Below are 18,222 nucleotides of genomic sequence, written 5' to 3' on the forward strand. Positions count from 1 at the left end.
GACCTGCTGCGGAGCGAGGCGACGATGGCCATGCCAGCGCTGCGCGCGGCAGCCTTGCGCCCGGCGAGCCCGGACGAGATCCGCGCCATCATCGGTTCGCGGTTCCCGACCTATCCGCAGCCCAAGCGCACCGAGGGCGAGGCAGCGGCGTTCTGGGCGGACTACTTCGACGCGCTGGAGGGCCTGACCCCGGCGATGATCGAGGCGGGCATGGCTGCGCACGTGAAGGACCCCAAGGCCGAGTTCCTGCCGAAGCCCGGCCGCCTGGCCGAACTGGCGAAGACCACGCCGACGACCGGCCGCTTCACCCGGGCCTATAACCGCGCCCGCTCTGCGGTGGTCGCCAACCAGAAGGCGGCAGAGCCCAAGCCGGCGGTCGAGGAGCGCCCTTCGCCTGAGGAGGTGAAGGCCATGGTCGCCGAGACGCTGGCCGCCCTGGCCGAGACACCGACAGCGAAGGCGCTGGCGGCGCGGAAGCAGGCGATGAAGCCGACGCCGTCCGCGCCGCTGCCCGCCGGCAGCCACATGAGCGCGGAGATGCGCGCCAAGCTGGAGACCCGCAAGGCGATCCAGCCCCGATACGACCTCGACCAGTATGGAGAAGCCGCATGAGCCGGAAGAAGAAGCCTTATGATCCGGCCGCAGCCGCACGGCATCGCCAGGAGCGCGCCGAGAGCCAAGCTGAGATAGCGCGTCTGCGGGCCCAGCCCAGCACGGCAGTCAACGTGGATAAGCGGACGGGCCGCCTGACGGGCGCCTGGCGGCTGAACTGCTTCAACACTTTGCTCACGGCCGGGGCCCGCGAACGGGAGGCGATCGACTGGCTCGAAGAGACGGTGCGGACCGCAAACGGCGAGAACGTCGAGGAGCGCCGGCCTGATCATGTCCGCTCCAGCGGCGCAGGCGCACCGGGGCAGAACATCACCGACGCTATGGTCGCCGCCAGCCGAGACCTTGAGATCGTGGGCCAGTCGATGCGCCCCGACCAGTGGCGTATGATCCTGGCATTGCTGCAGCCGGACGCTGATCTGATGACGCGTTGGCGGGCGGTGGTGGAACGCTACACCGCTGAGAGCGATCCGCGCGCACAAGCTTCCCGCGTCCGAGAAACCTGCGCGCATCTGGCTTGGGTGTGGGATCGGATGCCCACCCTTCGCCGCGAGTTTCAGGAGCGGCGCGCACAAGCCGCATAGGGGGCTTTTCAACGCCACCATATGTGGTACAAAAGGCCAAGGTCGCTTCGCGCGTCCACAAGATAGGCCCATCGGGAAACCGGCGGGCCTTTTCTTTTACCCGCATAGTTCAGATAGTCACCTTATCTGAAGCGGGGTTCGCAGCATGATCAGGCTTTCTCGCCCCGGCGATATGTTTTGCATCGGCGCGCTTGCGGCTGCCGGCGCGCTACATTTCGACGTGCCTGGGTGGATCATTTTTGTGGTCGCCCTGGCTGCAGGTTGGGCATTGAACGAGGAAGAGCGACGCCTATCGGAGCGGCGATCCCGTCAATAGGTTCGGTCTCTTCGCCGATCGCTTTCATGCCAACCAAACCGACTCGGACGCGAGCTGGTCGGATGAGATTGGATGACAGCATGGCCCGCCGACCTGACCACATCTCGGCCATTGGTACTCAGCGCCTGCGAGGACGCCGAGGTGTCGAGCAGCGCAAGCGCCGCCTTGCTGCCGAGCCCTTGTGCAGGGACTGCCTTGTCAAAGGCGTCGTCACCGCCTCGACCGTGCCTGACCACATCAAGCCGCTGAGCCAAGGCGGACCAGACACGGACGACAACATCCGCTGCCTCTGCGCGGATTGTCACACCATCAGGACCAGGGAGCAGTTTGGTCAGCGGCAAGCCAGTCCAGTCAGCATTTCGGGTCGACCACTCGACCCGGCGCACCCCTGGAACCGCGCCCGCCCCGCCTGACCGCACTGGGAGGGGGGAGTCAAAAGCTCCAGACCTTTCGGACGGACACCGGCGGCCTAGCTGCATTCGCACCGAGAGTAGTTTCGAACCTAAAAGTTGGGGGCTCCCCCCGTAGGGGGGAGATGCAGCATGAACATAGTGCCGGGGACGGGCGACATCGTGCCGGAGCCGCACTGGCGCATGCTCCTGACCGACGATCTGGAGATCGAGGCCGCCGGTGATCACTGGCGGCGCATCGCCACGGAGATGAAGGAGCGGGACATCCTGTCGCCGTCGAACGGCCACGCCGTCCAGCGCCTCGTCCTGTCCTACGTCATCTACGACCGCTGCTCTCGCGAGGTCGCCGAGAACGGCGCGGTGCTGAAACCGAAGCGCGGCAACCCGAAGGCCATCGCCCGACTGAGCCCGCACTTTCAGGCCATGCGTGAAGCGGCGTCGGACGCCGCCGCGCTGGAGGCCGAACTGGGCTTGTCGCCGCGACGCCGCTCCGGCGCCGCGAAGATCGTGAAGAAAGCGAGGGCTGAGCGTGCCTCGGACTCGTATCTCCGGCCCGTCGCCAAGTGACCCCACGTCCCGCTGGGCAACCGACGTCGTCGCCGGGCGGATTATAGCGGGAGAGCTGGTCGGCCTGGCTGCCGAGCGCCACCTTCGCGACCTGAAGGACGGCGCCGCGCGTGGACTCTATTTCGATGAGGCGGCAGCGGCCCGGGTGCTGGGCTTCTTCCCGGCTCTACTGACGATCACCGCGGGGACGCACGAGGGGAAGCCGTTCACCCTGCTTCCCTGGCACGCTTTCACCGTCGGTTCGCTGTTTGGCTGGAAGAAGGAAAGCGGCCGCCTCCGGTTCCGCCAAGGCTGGCTGGAGACCGGCAAGGGACAGGCCAAGTCGCCGCTCATGGCGGGCATCGGCCTTTACATGATGGGCTGGCACGGCGTGAAACGGTCTGAGGTCTATGCCATCGGGCAGGACCGAGCGACCGCCAACGTGTTGTTCAAGGACGGCGTGGCCATGTGCCGGGCCAACCTGCCCGACACCCCGGAAGATGAGACCGACAGCCTCCTTTCCCGGGGCGAGATCGTCATCCGCGGCGAGGGCGACAACGCCTGGAAGATCGAGCATCCCGAGTCGGGATCGAAGTTTCAGGCTTTGGCGAACGGCGACGCCATCTCGGGTCCGCGCCCGACGTTGGTGACGGCGGACGAAATCCACGAGTTCAAGACCGGCGCCCCCATCGAGACGTGGCGGCGCGCCATCGCGAAGATGCCGGGCGATGCCATGATGCTGTTGGGGACCAACACCCCGGCAACGACGCAACTGGTCGGCACCGCCTACAGCGACTTCTTCCAGAAGGTGCTCAAGGGCGACGTCAGGGACGACGAAGCCTTCGCCTTCATCGCCCGCGTCGATCAGGCCGACCGCGAGACGATCTTCGACAACCCCACGGCATGGGTGAAGGCCCTCCCCGCACTCGGCATCACCTTCCCCATGGAGAACATCCAGGGCGAGGTGAACACCGCGCGGGTGCTGCTCTCGACCGCCATGTCGGTGAAGCGCCTCTACTTCGGCATCCCGACCGGAGCGGTTGATTTCTGGATCGACGAAAGCGCCTGGGCCGCTGTTCAGGGTGCGGTCGATCCGGCCGAGTTCCGGGGCTGCCCCTGTTGGGCCTCACTCGACCTGTCGCAGAAGAACGACCTCACGGCCCTGACGGTGGTCTGGCTGAAGGACGGCCGGCTCTACGCGAAGACTTGGTACTGGACGACGCGCGTAGGCCTCGAAGACCGCGCCAAGAAGGACGGCGCTCCCTACGAGGTATGGGTCGCGGCCGGGCACCTGACCGCTGTTCCCGGCCCCGTAATCGACAAGTCTTTCGTGGCCGCCCAGCTCGCCGAAATCGCGGCCGAGCACGATCTGCAGTTCATGGCCTTCGACCCGGCCGGCATCGCCGACTTCATCGCCGCCTGTGACGAGATCGGTTTCCCGGTCTGGCGGTGGTTGGGGGCGGACAAACCCGAGGGAACCGGGCTGAAGCTGGTCGCTCACGCACAGGGAACGCGGGTCGTCTTCGAGGACCGGCAGCTCTGCATGCCGCGTTCGGTCGAGCGTCTGGAAGACGCGATCCTGAACAAGACCATCACGGTCGATGCGTCGCCTGTGACCTACATGTGCGCGGGCAACGCCCTGTTGATCGCCGACGGACAGAAGAACCGAGCCTTCGACAAGAAGGCGTCCCGCGGCCGGATCGACGGCCTGGTCACCTTGGCTATGGGCGCCGGCGCGGCCCTCTACGCCGCTCCGACCGAACCCGAGCCGGTTTCGCCCTGGGACGACCCGAACTTCTCGCTGATGGGGATGGTTGCATGAACCTGTTCGACCGCCTCCGAGGGAAGGACCGCACTGCGGCTGGTGTTGAAACGCGCTCGGCGAACATCGAGAACCCGACGGTTCCGGTCAGCAGCGCCAACTTCCTCGAGTTCTTCGGCGTCGACACCGGACCGCTTCCGACCGTGACGCTCGATGAGGCGCTTCGGGTGCCGGCCTTCGGCTCCGCGGTGGCGTTCCTGTCGCGTTCGCTCGCCAACCTACCCCTGCACGCCTATCGGAAAAAGGCCAAGGGCTCGGCCGAACGCCTGCCCGGCAAGCTGCAGGCGGTCTTGAACGAGGCGCCGAACGCCGAGTGGACCAGCTTCGGTCTGCGCCAGTATTTCTGGCAGCAGGTCTTCACGCGCGGCCGCGGGTTGATGTGGATCGAGCGGCAGGGCTCGACTGTCGTCGCACTCTGGCCCATGGACGCCGCCAAGACGACGGTCTCCCGCAAGGCGGGCCGGAAGGTTTACACTTACGAGGGCAAGACCTACCCGGCCGCCGATGTGATCGACGTGCCGTTCATGCTGCGAGACGACCAGCTTCGCGTTCGCAGCCCGCTCTACTTCGCGAATGACGCCATCGTCCTGGCCAGGCGCATGGCTCGCTACTCAGGCGGCTTCTTCAAGGGCGGCGGCGTTCCGCCCCTCGCTCTGACGGGGCCGCTTCCAGCCGGCGCCGACGCCATGGCACGCGCTCTGCGCGATCAGCAGGCTGTCATCAAGGCGGCGCAGGAAACGGGCTCCCAGATATTCCCGGTGGCGCCGGGCTATGAACTGAAGCCGGTCGGCTTCGACCCCGCCAAGGGTCAGATGACCGAGGCGATGAAGTTCGTCATCGAGGAGATCGCGCGGTCGCTGAACATGCCGCCCGTCTTCGTCGGCGACCTGACCCACGGCACCTTCTCCAACACCGAGCAGCAGGACCTGCATCTGGTGAAGCATCTGCTGGCCCAGTGGGCAAAGGCGCTGGAGGAAGAGGTCAACCTCAAGGTGTTCGGCCTGTCGAATGGCGGGCGCTACGTCGAGCACAACCTCGACGCCGTTCAGCGCGGCGTCCTGAAGGACCGGATCGAGGCCTACGCTCGTGCGATCCAGACCAGCCAGATGCAGCCGGACGAGGCCCGGGCTCTGGAGAACCGCCCGCCTGACCCGTCCGGCGCAGGCGGCAAGCTCTACATTCAGGGGGCGACGGTGCCGCTCGGCACCCAGCCCGTCGGCACCACGAACAATGGAGGGGCGGATGACCCTGGAAACCCGGACCCTGAGCCAAAGGGTTGAGGCGCGGGCGACGGCTGACGGCCAGCTCGTCGGCGGCGTCGGGATCGCTTACGGCGAGACGACTGACATCGGCGACAGCTTCCGTGAGGTCTTTGCTCCTGGCGCATTCCGCAATGCTCTGAGCGCCGACATCCTCGCGCTGTTTGGTCATGACCGGAACCGCGTCCTCGGCCGCACCACGGCCGGAACGCTGCGCCTGCGCGAGGATCAGCAAGGCGTCCATTACGAGATCGACCTGCCCGACACGACCGATGGCCGGGATCTGGCTGTTTCGGTCGGTCGGGGTGACATCACCGGCACGTCGTTCGGTTTCCGCGCCATCAAGGAAACCTGGGACGATACGGTCGAGCCGCCGCTGCGGACGATCCACGAAGCCCTTCTGCGTGAAATCTCGCCCACGGCCGATCCGGCCTACGGCGACACCACCATCGCCCTGCGCTCGCTCGATGCGGCGCGGAAGGAGCGTCGCTCCTCCAACTTCAGCCACGCGGCGCGTCGGCTACGCATGAAGATTTCCCTCGACCTCAAGGGCCGAGAGTAAGGCGGCGCGCCTCCCGCGACCGACCGAACCCATCAACGCGACAACATAGGAGATCGCCATGTCGCGCATTACCGAACTGCGGGAGAAGCAGGACACCGTCCTGTCGGAAGCCCGCGAGCGTCTCGACCAGATCAACGCCAACACCGACGAGAGCCGAGCCGCCGAACTGGAAGCCTCGCACGATACCGCCATGGCGGAGTACGATCGCCTGGGCGGCCTGATCGCGCGTGAGGAGCGCACGGCCGAAGCTGAGGCCCGCGCCGAAGAGCGCCGCAAGCAACGCCGGCCCATCCCGAAGGACGATGAGAACCGCGGCGGCGATGACACCGACAGCGTCGAGTATCGCAGCGTCTTCGCCAAGGTCGTTTGCGGCGTGCCGCTGGACGAGCTGAGCACCGAGGAGCGCACCGTTCTGCGCGGCGGCGTTCGCAAGTTCGAGCAACGTACCCAGGTCGCCGGCACGGCGGCGGCCGGTGGTTACACGGTTCCGACCGAGCTGATGAACCACATCGAGATCGCCATGAAGGCGCATGGTCCGATGTATGACGGCGACGTCGTGCAGGAGATGATGACCTCCAGTGGCAACCGTCAGACCATTCCCTCGGTCGACGACACCGGCAAGAGCGGAGACGCGCACAACGAAGGCGCGGACATCGCCGACGACGGCTCGCAGGACGTCGAGTTCGGCCAGAAGACGCTGGACGCCTATTCCTTCGACACCGAGTTCATCAAGTGGACGTGGGAACTGGATCAGGACTCGATCTTCAGCATGGAAGCCCTGCTGGGCAGCCTGATCGGTGAACGCCTGGGCCGGATCGCCAACCGTCAACTGACCGTCGGCACGGGCGCTTCGGCCCCGAACGGCATCGTCACCGCCTCCTCGCTCGGCATCACCGCCGTGGCCCAGGCGGCGCTGACCGCCGACGAACTGATCGACCTCGAACACTCGGTTGACCCGGCCTATCGTCAGGCGCCGGGCGTCGGCTTCATGTTCAACGACACCACCCTGAAGGCGATCCGCAAGCTGAAGGACGGCGACGGCAACTATCTCTGGAACAAGGGCGACTTCCAGGCGGGCGTGCCGGCGACGATCAACGGCCGTCGCTTCCGTATCAATCAGGACATGGACAGCCTGGCTGCCGCCAAGAAGGCGGTGATCTTCGGCGACCTGAAGAAGTACTGGGTCCGCAAGGTCGGCTCGCCGGTCATCGGCGTGCTGCGCGAGCGGTTCTGGCCGCAGGTCGGCATCGCCGGCCTCATCCGCTTCGACGGCGAGCTGGTCCAGCCCGCCGCCGTGAAGCACCTGATCACCGCAGCCTAAGAGGACGGGGCGGCTGTAGTGGCCGTCCCGCACCGCCATGAAAATCAAGATGCTGACGTCCCTCGCGGGCGACGACTTTGCGCTGTCGCCGGGCGATGAGACCGACCGTTTCGCCGACGACGAAGCCGGACGCCTTATCGAGGCCGGGTTCGCTGCACCGGCGATCGAAGATAAAATCGAGCGCGCGGTGAAGAAGCCCGCAGCCGAGAAACGCGACTGATGTGGCGCCCGCCTGTCGTCACGGCGGCGCCGACCGATCAGGCGATCACGTTGGCCGCCGCGAAGAAGCATTTGCGCGTCGATCACGATGACGACGACGCCCTCATCGAGGGGATGGTCGCGGCAGCCGTCGGTCACGTCGAGAGCGTGACCGGTCAGCGCCTCGTCCGGCAGACCCTGACGATCCGGTGCGGCGGCTGGAACGACCTGGCCGCCCTATCGGTAGCTCCGGTCGTCGAAATCCTCGCCATCCGATACCGCGACGGTTCCGGCGTCGATCAGACCCTATCCGCCGCCGAATATGAGGCCCGACTGGAGGGGTTACTGCCCGAGATCGTTCGTGCGGGCGGCGCATCGTGGCCGTCCGTTCAGGCGGGAAGCCTGATCACCGTGGAGATGATGGCTGGATATGACGACGGCGCCGCGCCGCCTGAACTAATGGCAGCCGCGAAACTGATCCTCGGCGATCTCTACACCTACCGCGAGACTGTCGGCGGCGATGCAAGCGCGATCCCGACCAGCGCAACGGTCGAGGCGCTGCTGACCAATCATCGCCGGTTCTTGCTCTGAGGAGATCGCCATGCACGTTCGCATTCTTCGCGACCGCAACTGGACGCCGCCCGAGGATCGCCGGATGACGGTCGCCTACAAGGCCGGTTGGAAGGGTCCGGTGAAGCGCGCCTGGGGACAGCAGTTGGTCAAAGACGGCGACGCCGTCGAGATCAGCGCTCCCGCGCGCGGCGCTGTCGCAAAGGCTAAACCCTGATGCCTACCGGCGCCGGAGACCTAAAGGACAAAGTGCGGTTCGACAGCCGCGAAGAGGACGCCAACGGCGACCCGTTGGGCGTGTTCAAACCCGGCTTCACTGTCTGGGCGAAGGTCGACTATCTGCGAGGTTCGGAAGCCGCCATCCAGCAGCGGCTGGAAAAGCGCCAGCCGGTCAGCATGACGGTCCGCGACAGCTCTCAGACCCGCACGATCACACCCGCCATGCGGGTGGTGAACGTCCGCACCGGCGAAATCTTCAACGTGACGGCGGCCAGCCCTGGCCGGGATGCCGGGTTCCGCAACATCCTTGCCGTTTCGGGCGGAGCGCCAGGCTGATGGCCTTCTCCAATCGCGACCGTCTGCGCCGAAAGATCAGGGCGATCCCGGTTCAGGTCCGTAAGGCCGCTCGCGACCAACTGAAGGCCAATGCGCAGGAGCTGGTCGAGACCATGAAGGGCTTTGCGCCCGTTCAAGAAGGTCCGCTCGTTTCCTCGATCAAGGAGCAGGACGTCTCTGACAGCACCCGGATCAGCCGCCGCGTCTCGGCCGGCGACCGCTCGGCGCCGTACGTCTCCTGGGTCGAGTTCGGTCATGGCCAGGCAGCGCCGCGGCCGTTCTTCTGGCCTGCCTATCGCCTCAAGAGGCGTCGTTTCAAGGCCCGCATGACCCGCACCGCCAAGAAGGCCGTCCAGGAGGCGATCAAGTGAACATCGCCACTGCCCTGCGCACCGCAGCCGAAACAGCCCTGCGCGCCGACCCCGCGACGGTGGCGGTCTTCAGCCCCTCGAACGTTCGCCTCTACCCGCTTGCGGCCCCGATGCCGCCCGTCTTTCCCTACGGGCTTATGCTGACCGACGTTGCCGGAGATGACACCGAGTGCGGCGAAGGCTCCGAGGTCACGCTGACGCTGGAGTTGTTCGCCCGCGAGGCCACGCACGCCGAGAGCGCCGCCAAGGTCGAGGCCATGGCGGGCGCCGCGCGCAAGGCCCTGACCAAGACCCTCACGCTGGCCGGCCATGTCGTCGATGACTGGGAGTTCCAGTTCGACCGCGCCGTCAGCGACCCGGATGTCCTGACCGCGCACCGCTCGGTCTCGATCACCTATCTGACCTCGGCTTCGGCCTAGCAGACCCCGCCGCCTCGCGCGGCTTCTCATCAAAGGAGGCCGCGATGGCCGCTGTTAAGTACACGCGCGGCGTCAAGCTCGTGCTCAAGGTTGGCGACGGAGCGACGCCGGGCCCGGAGGTCTTCACCGCCCTCTGCACGATCAACGCCGAGCGCGGGATCACCTTCAACGCCCAGACCAACGACGCCACCATTCCCGACTGCGCCGATCTGGAGGCCATCGCCTTCACCGCGCGTGAGAAACAGTCCCTGTCGGTCGACTTCACTGGCGGCGGCATGTCCGACAAGTCGGACGTGAAGAAGCTGTGGGACTGGTGGAAGAACGAAGAGTCGAAGAACTGCCAGATCATCCTGGACGACGACACGGTGGGCAACGTCATCACCTTCGCCGGCGCTTTCCACCTGACCCAGTTCGATCTGAACGGGAACCGGGGCGAGAAGGTCAACTCGACCATGACCCTGGCGTCTGACGGCATCGTTACGGCGACCTTCGGCGCGAACGTCGGCGGCGCTTAATGAGCCGATCGGCAGAAGTCACCCTAGCGTTCGGGGGCGAAGACCGGCTGTTCCGGCTTCCCCTCGGGCGCCTCCGGGCGCTGCAGGAGAAGACGGACGCCGGGCCGATGGAGTTGCTGCAGCGCTATGCCGCCAGCAACTGGCGGATCGACGATGTTCGCGAGGCCATCCTGCAGGGCCTCATCGGTGGCGGCACGGATCAGCATTCCGCGACCAAGCTGGTGCAGTCCTATTTCGACGACACTCCGGTCTTCCCTCACGTCGCCCTGGCGCAGTCCATCGTCGCCGCCTCAATCATCGGCGTGGAGGACGAGAGCCTGGGGGAGCCTCAGGCGGGAGTGCGGTCGAAGAAGCGCTCCCGCGCAGCAAAATCCGCTTCGCCAGCATCTACGGCACAGGCGCGGTCGTCGGGTACAGCCCGCGCGAAGTAGACGAGCTGTCCCTGTGGGAGTTCGCGGCTGCCGTCACCGGATGGGCCAGCGCTCAGCCAGGCGCCGATCAGAAGCCGTCCAGCCTCTCGGAAGAGGAGCACGACGCCCTGATGGTGAAATACGCCTAGGGGCGTTTCTGCAGGGCGTCGAGGATCATCGCGAGCCAACCGCCAACGAAGGTTCCGCCTCCAGTTAGAGCGAACAACAGGCGCTGGTTCAGCAGGTCATTGTTGGCGATCACATCGCCTGACAGCGGCTCGATCACCGCGACGGGCATGAAGAACGCCCACAGCGTCAGCGCGACGCCGATCCCCACCAACACACGTCCGATTGTTCGCATCCCGCACTCTCCCTGAGGCGGGACGCTATTCGCTGCGCAACCGTGAGGCAACATGGCCCGAGACATCGAAAGCCTCGTCCTCACGATGAGCGCCGACATTCGCCGCATGGAGAAGTCGCTCGCGCAGGGCCAGCGGACCTTCGACAAAACGGCCGACGCCATCGAACGCCGTCAGCGCCAGCTCGACAAGAACCTGGCGAACCTCGGGCGCGAGGCGGGCAACTTCGCGCGGCCGGTTCAACTGGCTGCGACCGTCGCTCTCGGCGCCATCACGGCCATGTCCTATCAGGCCGCGCGCCGGGCCGAGGCTGTCAGCGGCGCCTTCGAGCAGACCTTCCGCGATATGCCGAAGGAGGCCGCCCTCGCCGCCTCCGGCATCGCGTCGGAGTTCGGCCGGCTTGAGACGGACATCAAGGACAACTTCACTCAGCTGCGATCCGTCCTGACAGCGCTCGGCGTGGATGCCCAGCAGTCGCTGTCGATCGTCGACCAGTTGCAGCGCAGGTCGCTGGACATCGCCGCCTTCCGCGACGTGTCGGACGCCGATGCTTTCCGGGCGGTGATCTCTGGCATCACCGGCGAGACCGAGCCGCTGAAGCGCTTCGGTATCGTGGTCAACGAGACGGCGGTAAAGGCCGAGCTGCTGAAGTTGGGGTTCAAGGGCAACGCAACCAATGCGTCGGAGGCCGCCAAATCCATCGCGCGCGCCAACATCATCATGCGCCAGTCGGCCGAGGCGCAGGGGCAGGTGGCGCGTGAGGCTGATGGTCTCGCTGAGAAGGAAAAGCGAGCAACGGTCGCTTTTCAAGAGCAGGCCGAAATGTTCGGCGACCAGTTTCTTCCGATCGCTGGAGAGGTGCTGACGTGGGCCACTGACGCCCTGAAAGCGTTCAACGATCTCCCGTCCGGCGTGCAGATCGCCGGGCTCTCGCTGCTGGGTCTTGTCGCCGCCGCTGGTCCCATCGCCATGGTGATCACCGGCCTCAGCAATCTAGTCAAAGCCGCCGTTGCCGCACGGGTCGCCATTGCCGGGATCGGGGCCACGTCAGCCGGCGCAGGCGTGGCTGCCGGAGCTGGTGCTGTAGCCGGTGCTGCGGCGCGGGCGCTGCCTGTTGTCGCGGCCGGTTCCGCCGTGATCTCGCTCGGCGGTGACACCAACCAGAAGGCCCTGCAAGGCCAAGAGCGTGTCAACGCTCAGCTTCGCGAAGAGGCTCGTGTTCGCCAGTCTATCGCCCGCCTGACGCGCGAGGGGAATGTGGCCGAGGCGCAGCGCCAGCAAGCCTACCTGCAGCGCGTCGAGACCAGCCGGAAGGCTGGTCAGTCGGCCCTTGCCTCTGCCGCTCCTGCCGCTGCCGCGACCGAGGCCCAGAAGGCCGCCGCTGAGATCCAGTCCGCACTTGGCGGGTTTACCCTTTCATCGGATCAGCAGGCACCAGTCGGTGGCGCTGGCGCTGGCGCTTCAGGTGCAGGTCGCGCCAAGGCGGAAGCCGCTGCAGCAGCGCGCCGCGCCGAGGCCCAGGAAGCCCTCTCCCTCCAGCGCGCCATCGACATCGCCCGCGCCTCGGGCAACGAAACGTCGATCAAGGCGGCAGAAGAGCGCCAGACACTGGTCCAGATGACGGCGCAATATGAGGCTGCTGGCTATACCGACGCCCGCGCGCGGGCCGTCGAGCACCTGTCCTACATCAATGCCGCTGAGGTCGCCGCCGAGGACCGCGAGAAGGCCGAAGAGCAGATCGAGATCATTCTCGCCGGGCGACGACGCCAACTTGAACGCGAGGAGGAATATCAGCGACGCATCCAGGACCAGATGTTCGACAGGCTGGCTATGGAGGCAGAACTGGCCCGCCTGTCGGGTCATGAGGGCCGCCTCAAGAGCGCCGAGCGCGAACTCTGGATCGAGGAGCGGATCAACGAACTCCTGCGCCTGCGCCCCGAACTGAGCAAGGCGGACGCCCGCCAACAGGCCGGCGCTGACTGGCAGAACCTGGACAGCGCCGACAACGAAGGCCGGATGCGCGACGAGTTCCGTCGCTCTTTCTCCGAGGGCATCCGAGCCGCGATTGACGGCGACCTGGGCGGCTTCTTCGAGAACCTGGCGGACCGCTTCACCGACCGGATGCTGGAAAACCTGGCGGACGATCTGTTCGACGTCGTGGCCGAAGCCGCCAAGGGCTTCATGTCCAGCGGCGGCGGTGGTTCAGGATGGATCAGCGCTATCGCCTCCGCGTTCACCGGCTCCAAGCGCGCCGTCGGCGGCCCTGTCATGGCGGGTCGCCCCTATCTGGTCGGCGAACGCAAGGCTGAGGTCTTCGTGCCGAACGTCAACGGCAACGTGGTCTCCAGCGTCAACGCCGCCATGGGGCGAGTGCAGGCTACGTCTGCACGGCCGGCCGCGGCTCAACCCATCATGTTCGATCTGCGGGGGGCCATCGTGACGGAAGATATCCTGCAGAAGATCAATCAGGTCGGCGTCATGGCGGCGCAGGGGGCAGTGGCGACCAGCAGTCAGGTCATCCCTGCGCAGCAGGCGCGGACGCAAAGGTACACGCGCTGATGGGGGTCCTGCTTCAAGGCCTGCCGCGCTCGACGCAGTACAACATGCGGGCGATCTCGGCGGCCAATACCATGAGCCCTGCCTTCGCCGGCGCCGACCAAAGGCTGAGCCGGAAGGGCTCGCGGTTCGCCCTGGACGTGTCCATCCCGGCCCTGTCGGCTGCTGGGTGCGGCATGGGGCTGATCGCGGACCTGCTGCGCGGTGAGACCGAGCCGCTGGTGCTGGCGATCCCGGAGCACCTGCCCACTGTCGCCTATGGCGCGCCGGTCTCAAACGGCGTCGTCGCAGGTTCGGTTCTGCCCGCGCGTGGGCTGGAGCCCGGCGTCGTCATCCGCAAGGGCAAGTTCCTTTCGGTCATCCTCGGCGGGCAGCGCTTCGTTCACATTGTGACGGCCGAGGCGACAGCGAACGGGATCGGCCAGGCCAACCTGTCGATCTGGCCCATGCTGCGTCGTCCGACCATCGACGGCGCCGTGATTGAACTGGCCGAACCCAAGATCGAAGGCTTTGTCGAGCCGGGTCAGGACTGGTCGATCAACAGCCTGAAGGCGGTCGGGCTGTCGTTCAGCTTGAAGGAGCGCGAATAGATGGGCGCCTCCCTCGTCGCCGCATTCCAGCAACCCGCCCCGATCAAATGCACCCTGGTTCGCCTGGACATGGCGGGCGGCGCGGTCTGCCTGACCGATGGCGGCTTCGCGCAGTTCGACGCGGGCGAAGGCGATGGGCCGGAGATCTACTACGGCCGCCACCCGATCTACGGCGTCCTGTCTTCGGTCGGCGCCATCAAGGACGGCGCGGACGCGCAGACCACGCGCGTCGACATCGTCATCCTGCCGGCGTCGGACGTGGCCACGGCCGCGCTGGGTTCGCCGTCCACCCAGGGCGCGCGCGTCCAGTGGTGGGAGGGCGTCATCGACCCGGCGACAGGCGGCCTGATCGGCGCCCCCGAACTGAAGTTCGGGGGCGAGATCGACAAGCCTCGGCTTCAGGTCGGTGACAGCTGGTCCCTGACGCTGGAATGCGGCACCCAGGCCGAGCGCCAGCTGGAGCCGAACGCCGACTGGCGCCTGAACGACGCCTTCCACCGGCGCGTCTGGGGCGGCGAACTGGGCCTCGTCTTTGTCGACGGCGTCGCCCGCAAGGAAGAGTGGCGCTCGCGTCCGCCCGATCCCGGCCTGTTCAAGCGCCTGCTGAACACCTTCGTCCCCTTCTCAAAATAAGGGCGATCCATGCCTGACATGATCAAGCGGGCTGCGGCGACGCAGGCCTGCATGGACCGCTTTGCCGGTCGCTTCTACGCGCCTGGAACCCGGGACTGCGGCAAGCTGGCGGCCCACGCCCTGCACAAGCAGGGGCGCAGGGCCAAGCTGCTGACGGCCGCCCGTCACAAGACCGAGGCCGGGGCCGTTCGCTACATCCGCAAGGCCGGGTTCAAGGACCTGGTCGAGCTGATGGACGCGGTCGGTCTGGAGCGCATTCCGCCCGCCGCCGCCCTGCCCGGCGACATCGTCGCCATGGCCATGCCTGAGGGCGATCCCTTCGGCTGCTCGCTGACCGTCGCCCTCGATAACGGCCGCATCCTCGGCTTCAAGGACGGCGTCTGCCAGGTGCTGGTCCCCCACGACTTCGTGACGGCCTGGAGGGTCTGAATGCCTCAGCTTGCGCTTGCGGCCTCGACCCTGACGACGGCCGGCACTACGGCGGCCGTGACGACGGCGACGACGGCCGCCGCCTCGGCGGCCGCGACCGCGACGCTGACCTCGACCCTTATGTCGGTGGCCACGAACGTCCTGACCAATCTGGCGATCTCGGCGGCCCTGTCGGCGCTGCAGCCTCAGGTCGGCGTGGCCGGGCGGACGTTCGAATGGACGCTGGACCCTGACGGCCCGATCCCGTTCGCGGCGGGCCGCGTCGGCGTGGCCGGGTCGGTCGTCTATCGGAAAACCTACGGCCCTGACCTGATGTATTACGGCTTCGTCTCGGTGCTTTCGGGCGCCGGGCCGATCGACGGGTTCGAGACCTTCCGGGGCGACGACGAGTTCGTCACCTTTGACGGCGCGGGCAAGGCGATCACCTCGCAGTGGAAGGGCGAGATGTGGCTGAAGCAGTCCTTCGGGACGCAGCCGGACACCGCCCTGGTCTCGCCCGCCGGCCTCAAGAATAACGTCACCCTGCCGGGCTGGACGGGCGCGAACCGTCTGTCGGGCAAGGCGGCCTATATGCTGGTGCTGGGGGAGAACTCCAAGCGCACCGCCTATCCGACCGGCGAGCCCAAGCCCCTCTATGTCATCCGGGGCCTGAAGGGCTGGGACCCGCGCCAAGACAGCACCTACCCGGGCGGCGCCGGACCATGTCGACTGAACGACCCCTCGACCTGGGTCTATATCGCCAACCCGATCCTGTGGGCGCTGAAATGGTCGCTGGGCCTGTGGGAAGGCCCGATCGGTAAGGGCGCGCCTCAGGTCGATTATCAGGTCGGGGGCATCGGGGCGAAGCTGTCGGGCATCGACGTGCCGGCCTTCGTCGCCGCCGCCAACGTGGCCGACGCCAACGGCTGGACCGTCGCCGCCTATCCGACGACCGACGACGACAAGAGCCAGGTGCTGGACGCCTTCCTGCAGGCGGGAGGGGCCATCTATGCTCAGCGCGCGGGCAAGATCAGTTGCATCCAGCGCGCCGCGCCGCGCGCCAGCATCGTCACCATCTCGGCCGCCGACACGGCCGGGCCGCTGGAGATCGACACGGCCGCCAGCCGCATCGACCGCATCAACACCATCCGGCCGCGCTACTGGTCCGAAGCGCATCGCTGGCAGTTGACCGCCCTGGATGAGGTGACGGCCGAGTCCTATCAGGTTGAGGACGGCGGCAAGCGCACCCGGGGCATCGACTATCCCTATGTGACGGACGCCAAGCAGGCGGCCCAGCTGGCGGCCCTGCAGATCGCCAACACGCGCGAGGGCATCGCGGGCGTGATCCCGTTGAAGCCGCACCTGCAGCGCATCCGGCCTGGCGACGCCTTCACTATCACCGAGCCGGGCTTTGTCCTGAACGGCCTGAAGTGCCTGTGCCTGAACACCGACTATGACCCGGCGACGGGCGTGGTGCGCGTGTCCTTCGTCAGCGAGACGGATCAGAAGTATCCCTTCGCCCTGGGCCAGTCGCCGGTCCCGCCGGCGCCGCCGACCCTGACGCCGTCCGATCCGACCGTCGTCTCGCCGCCGGGTCCGAACGACTGGGTGATCACGCCGCGCCCGCCGGGCACGGGCGGGACGCGCTTGCCGGGCTTCAACCTGTCGGGCGTCGTCGGCAACAGCACCGCCACGGCCATCGAGGTCCAGTGGTGGGAGGTGCCGGACGGCGTCGATCCGATGGACGAGCCGCCGGAAGACGCCAAGTGGCAGTCGGCCGGGACGTGGCCGCCGACCGCGACGGATATCCCCATCAACGTGCCGGGCGGTCGCTATTACTGGATCGGCCTGATCCACGTCCGCAACCTGAACTACTCGGAGCGGACGGTTTACGGTCCCTATCTGGCTGGGGTTCTGGTCGCCGACATGGCCCCCGACGCCCCGGCGCTGGAGGACATCAGGGCCGAGGCCCGCGCCAAGGCCGCGCTTCTGATCAAGGAAGCCGCCGCTCGCTGGAACCGTGCCGAGACGGACAAGCGGTTCGTGATCCAGAATATCGAGTTCGTCAGCGAGAAGCTGGCGATCACGCGCGAGACGCTGGAGCTGGCGGACGCGGATCAGATCGCGCTGCTGGAGGTCGAGCGGGTCGCCCGGATCGACGGCGACGAGGCCGAGAGCATCGCTCGACAACTGCAGATCGCCGGGGTGGAGGACGCCCTGTCCGTCGTGGACGAGTTTTCGCGCGCCACAGCGACTGCGCTGGGCACCGAGACCGAGACGCGGACGTCACAGGTCAGCAGCCTGGGCGACGCCCTGGCCATTGTGGACGACAAGGCCACCACGGCGGTCACGACAGCGAGCGCGGCGGCGGAGCAAACCACGGCCCTGGTCGCGGAGGTCGGCGACGTCAAGTCCGCCGTCACCATCAACGCCGAGGCCATCGCCGACCTGGAGGCCCAGAACAACATCGCCCGGTTCGACCTGGAGGTCGCGGCGGGCGGCGGGAAGCCAGCTCGGGTTTCTCTCATCTCGCAGGCGTCGGGATCGGACATCGCCCTGCTGGCCGAACAGATCTGGTTCGGCGACAACACCTTCTGGGCCGATGGGTCGGACACCTTCCAGACCCTGACAGCGGGCGGGCGGCGTCTGGTGACGCACGGGCCGTTCGGCGTCGGCGGCGAGATGTTGATGTGGCTTGGGCCGTCCAGCATCGCCGTCTCGTCGATGTCGCGGGCCAATGCGGACTTCTTCATCGCTGTGAACGCGCCGCGCATCGGCGGGGCGGACTTCCCGGTCGGAGGCGGATCAAGCGGCTCGGCGACCGGGCGCAGGGAGTCGCTGTCCAACAGCTTCAACACCGGCAACACCTGGGCCACGGTCGAGGTGTTGACGCCGAGCGGGGTGCCTGCGGCGCCCTTCATCAGCGCCAACGTCGAATGGCTTTCGGCGCCGTCGGTTTCGGACACCGGCACCTGGGTCGGCGAGTTGCGCCTGATCGAGGTGGCGTCGGAGACGGTTGTCGGCGGACCGGAGCCGATTTCGATCACCCACTACAACGAGCCTCCGGGCCTCACCCTGACTGGTCCGGGCTCTGCAACCGGCGCGGTTCAATACGCCCTGCAGTGCCGCCGGACGAGCGGGTCCAACAACGTCTCCAGCATCGCCTTCGCCATCAACTTCGACGCTTACCAGAGGCTCTAGGAGGCCGA

General features: G+C 66.9%; 22 protein-coding genes. 21 read left to right on the forward strand and 1 reads right to left on the reverse strand.

Annotation, left to right across the window (positions count from 1 at the left end; genetic code table 11):
• The first annotated feature begins 24 nt into the window (after positions 1-24).
• The 16 genes from VGE49_RS01065 to VGE49_RS01135 all read left to right on the forward strand — a co-directional run bounded on the left by VGE49_RS01065 (position 25) and on the right by VGE49_RS01135 (position 10,488).
• On the forward strand, positions 25-612 hold the full coding sequence (locus VGE49_RS01065; RefSeq protein ID WP_331032739.1) for a hypothetical protein: 588 nt from the start codon (positions 25-27) through the stop codon (positions 610-612).
• Positions 609-1,193, forward strand: a complete 585-nt coding sequence (locus VGE49_RS01070; RefSeq protein ID WP_331032740.1) for a hypothetical protein — start codon at positions 609-611, stop codon at positions 1,191-1,193. The genes VGE49_RS01065 and VGE49_RS01070 overlap by 4 nt, the downstream gene beginning before the upstream one ends.
• 396 nt (positions 1,194-1,589) lie before the next feature.
• On the forward strand, positions 1,590-1,922 hold the full coding sequence (locus VGE49_RS14200) for an HNH endonuclease signature motif containing protein (protein ID WP_414643581.1): 333 nt from the start codon (positions 1,590-1,592) through the stop codon (positions 1,920-1,922).
• Between the two features lie 129 nt (positions 1,923-2,051).
• Positions 2,052-2,486 (forward strand): P27 family phage terminase small subunit, encoded by a 435-nt coding sequence (locus tag VGE49_RS01075; protein WP_331032741.1) that lies wholly within the window; start codon positions 2,052-2,054, stop codon positions 2,484-2,486.
• Positions 2,449-4,287, forward strand: a complete 1,839-nt coding sequence (locus VGE49_RS01080; RefSeq protein ID WP_331032742.1) for a terminase large subunit — start codon at positions 2,449-2,451, stop codon at positions 4,285-4,287. Before VGE49_RS01075 ends, VGE49_RS01080 begins: the two co-directional genes overlap by 38 nt.
• Positions 4,284-5,567 (forward strand): phage portal protein, encoded by a 1,284-nt coding sequence (locus VGE49_RS01085; protein ID WP_331032743.1) that lies wholly within the window; start codon positions 4,284-4,286, stop codon positions 5,565-5,567. The genes VGE49_RS01080 and VGE49_RS01085 overlap by 4 nt, the downstream gene beginning before the upstream one ends.
• The gene (locus tag VGE49_RS01090) at positions 5,530-6,108 is read left to right on the forward strand and encodes an HK97 family phage prohead protease (protein WP_331032744.1); all 579 of its coding nucleotides are present in this window, start codon (positions 5,530-5,532) and stop codon (positions 6,106-6,108) included. The genes VGE49_RS01085 and VGE49_RS01090 overlap by 38 nt, the downstream gene beginning before the upstream one ends.
• Positions 6,109-6,166: 58 nt before the next feature.
• Positions 6,167-7,429 carry a phage major capsid protein gene (locus VGE49_RS01095; RefSeq protein WP_331032745.1) on the forward strand — a complete coding sequence of 421 codons (1,263 nt, stop codon included), beginning with the start codon at positions 6,167-6,169 and terminating at the stop codon, positions 7,427-7,429.
• 37 nt (positions 7,430-7,466) lie between these two features.
• Positions 7,467-7,649 carry a hypothetical protein gene (locus tag VGE49_RS01100; protein ID WP_331032746.1) on the forward strand — a complete coding sequence of 61 codons (183 nt, stop codon included), beginning with the start codon at positions 7,467-7,469 and terminating at the stop codon, positions 7,647-7,649.
• Complete coding sequence (locus VGE49_RS01105; protein ID WP_331032747.1) at positions 7,649-8,218, forward strand: head-tail connector protein; 570 nt, start codon at positions 7,649-7,651, stop codon at positions 8,216-8,218. The genes VGE49_RS01100 and VGE49_RS01105 overlap by 1 nt, the downstream gene beginning before the upstream one ends.
• 10 nt (positions 8,219-8,228) lie before the next feature.
• Entirely contained in the window at positions 8,229-8,414 is a 186-nt protein-coding gene (locus VGE49_RS01110; protein WP_331032748.1) for a hypothetical protein, read from the forward strand.
• Positions 8,414-8,752 (forward strand): phage head completion protein, encoded by a 339-nt coding sequence (locus tag VGE49_RS01115; RefSeq protein WP_422653085.1) that lies wholly within the window; start codon positions 8,414-8,416, stop codon positions 8,750-8,752. Before VGE49_RS01110 ends, VGE49_RS01115 begins: the two co-directional genes overlap by 1 nt.
• Positions 8,752-9,123 (forward strand): HK97-gp10 family putative phage morphogenesis protein, encoded by a 372-nt coding sequence (locus VGE49_RS01120; protein WP_331032750.1) that lies wholly within the window; start codon positions 8,752-8,754, stop codon positions 9,121-9,123. The genes VGE49_RS01115 and VGE49_RS01120 overlap by 1 nt, the downstream gene beginning before the upstream one ends.
• Positions 9,120-9,542: a DUF3168 domain-containing protein gene (locus VGE49_RS01125; protein ID WP_331032751.1), complete on the forward strand. Its 423-nt coding sequence runs from the start codon at positions 9,120-9,122 to the stop codon at positions 9,540-9,542. Before VGE49_RS01120 ends, VGE49_RS01125 begins: the two co-directional genes overlap by 4 nt.
• A gap of 44 nt (positions 9,543-9,586) precedes the next feature.
• Positions 9,587-10,057, forward strand: coding sequence for a phage tail tube protein (locus VGE49_RS01130; RefSeq protein ID WP_331032752.1), 471 nt, complete (start codon positions 9,587-9,589; stop codon positions 10,055-10,057).
• Positions 10,057-10,488, forward strand: coding sequence for a gene transfer agent family protein (locus VGE49_RS01135; RefSeq protein ID WP_331032753.1), 432 nt, complete (start codon positions 10,057-10,059; stop codon positions 10,486-10,488). The genes VGE49_RS01130 and VGE49_RS01135 overlap by 1 nt, the downstream gene beginning before the upstream one ends.
• A 124-nt stretch (positions 10,489-10,612) precedes the next feature.
• Here VGE49_RS01135 and VGE49_RS01140 read toward each other — a convergent pair whose 3' ends face one another.
• Positions 10,613-10,807, reverse strand: coding sequence for a hypothetical protein (locus VGE49_RS01140; RefSeq protein WP_331032754.1), 195 nt, complete (start codon positions 10,805-10,807; stop codon positions 10,613-10,615).
• A 73-nt stretch (positions 10,808-10,880) separates the two neighbouring features.
• Here VGE49_RS01140 and VGE49_RS01145 point away from each other — a divergent pair, with 73 nt between their 5' ends.
• From VGE49_RS01145 to VGE49_RS01165, 5 genes are read left to right on the forward strand one after another with little or no spacing between them, the layout of a single operon-like run.
• Positions 10,881-13,385, forward strand: a complete 2,505-nt coding sequence (locus VGE49_RS01145; RefSeq protein ID WP_331032755.1) for a phage tail tape measure protein — start codon at positions 10,881-10,883, stop codon at positions 13,383-13,385.
• Positions 13,385-13,972: a hypothetical protein gene (locus VGE49_RS01150; RefSeq protein ID WP_331032756.1), complete on the forward strand. Its 588-nt coding sequence runs from the start codon at positions 13,385-13,387 to the stop codon at positions 13,970-13,972. The genes VGE49_RS01145 and VGE49_RS01150 overlap by 1 nt, the downstream gene beginning before the upstream one ends.
• Positions 13,973-14,605 (forward strand): hypothetical protein, encoded by a 633-nt coding sequence (locus VGE49_RS01155; RefSeq protein WP_331032757.1) that lies wholly within the window; start codon positions 13,973-13,975, stop codon positions 14,603-14,605.
• A 9-nt stretch (positions 14,606-14,614) separates the two neighbouring features.
• A complete protein-coding gene (locus VGE49_RS01160) occupies positions 14,615-15,034 on the forward strand; it encodes a DUF6950 family protein (protein ID WP_331032758.1) in 420 nt (139 codons plus the stop codon).
• Positions 15,035-18,214 carry a hypothetical protein gene (locus tag VGE49_RS01165; RefSeq protein WP_331032759.1) on the forward strand — a complete coding sequence of 1,060 codons (3,180 nt, stop codon included), beginning with the start codon at positions 15,035-15,037 and terminating at the stop codon, positions 18,212-18,214.
• The last annotated feature ends 8 nt before the right edge of the window (positions 18,215-18,222 follow it).

The sequence above is a fragment of the Brevundimonas sp. genome, from assembly GCF_036405315.1.
Taxonomy (GTDB): Bacteria; Pseudomonadota; Alphaproteobacteria; order Caulobacterales; family Caulobacteraceae; genus Brevundimonas.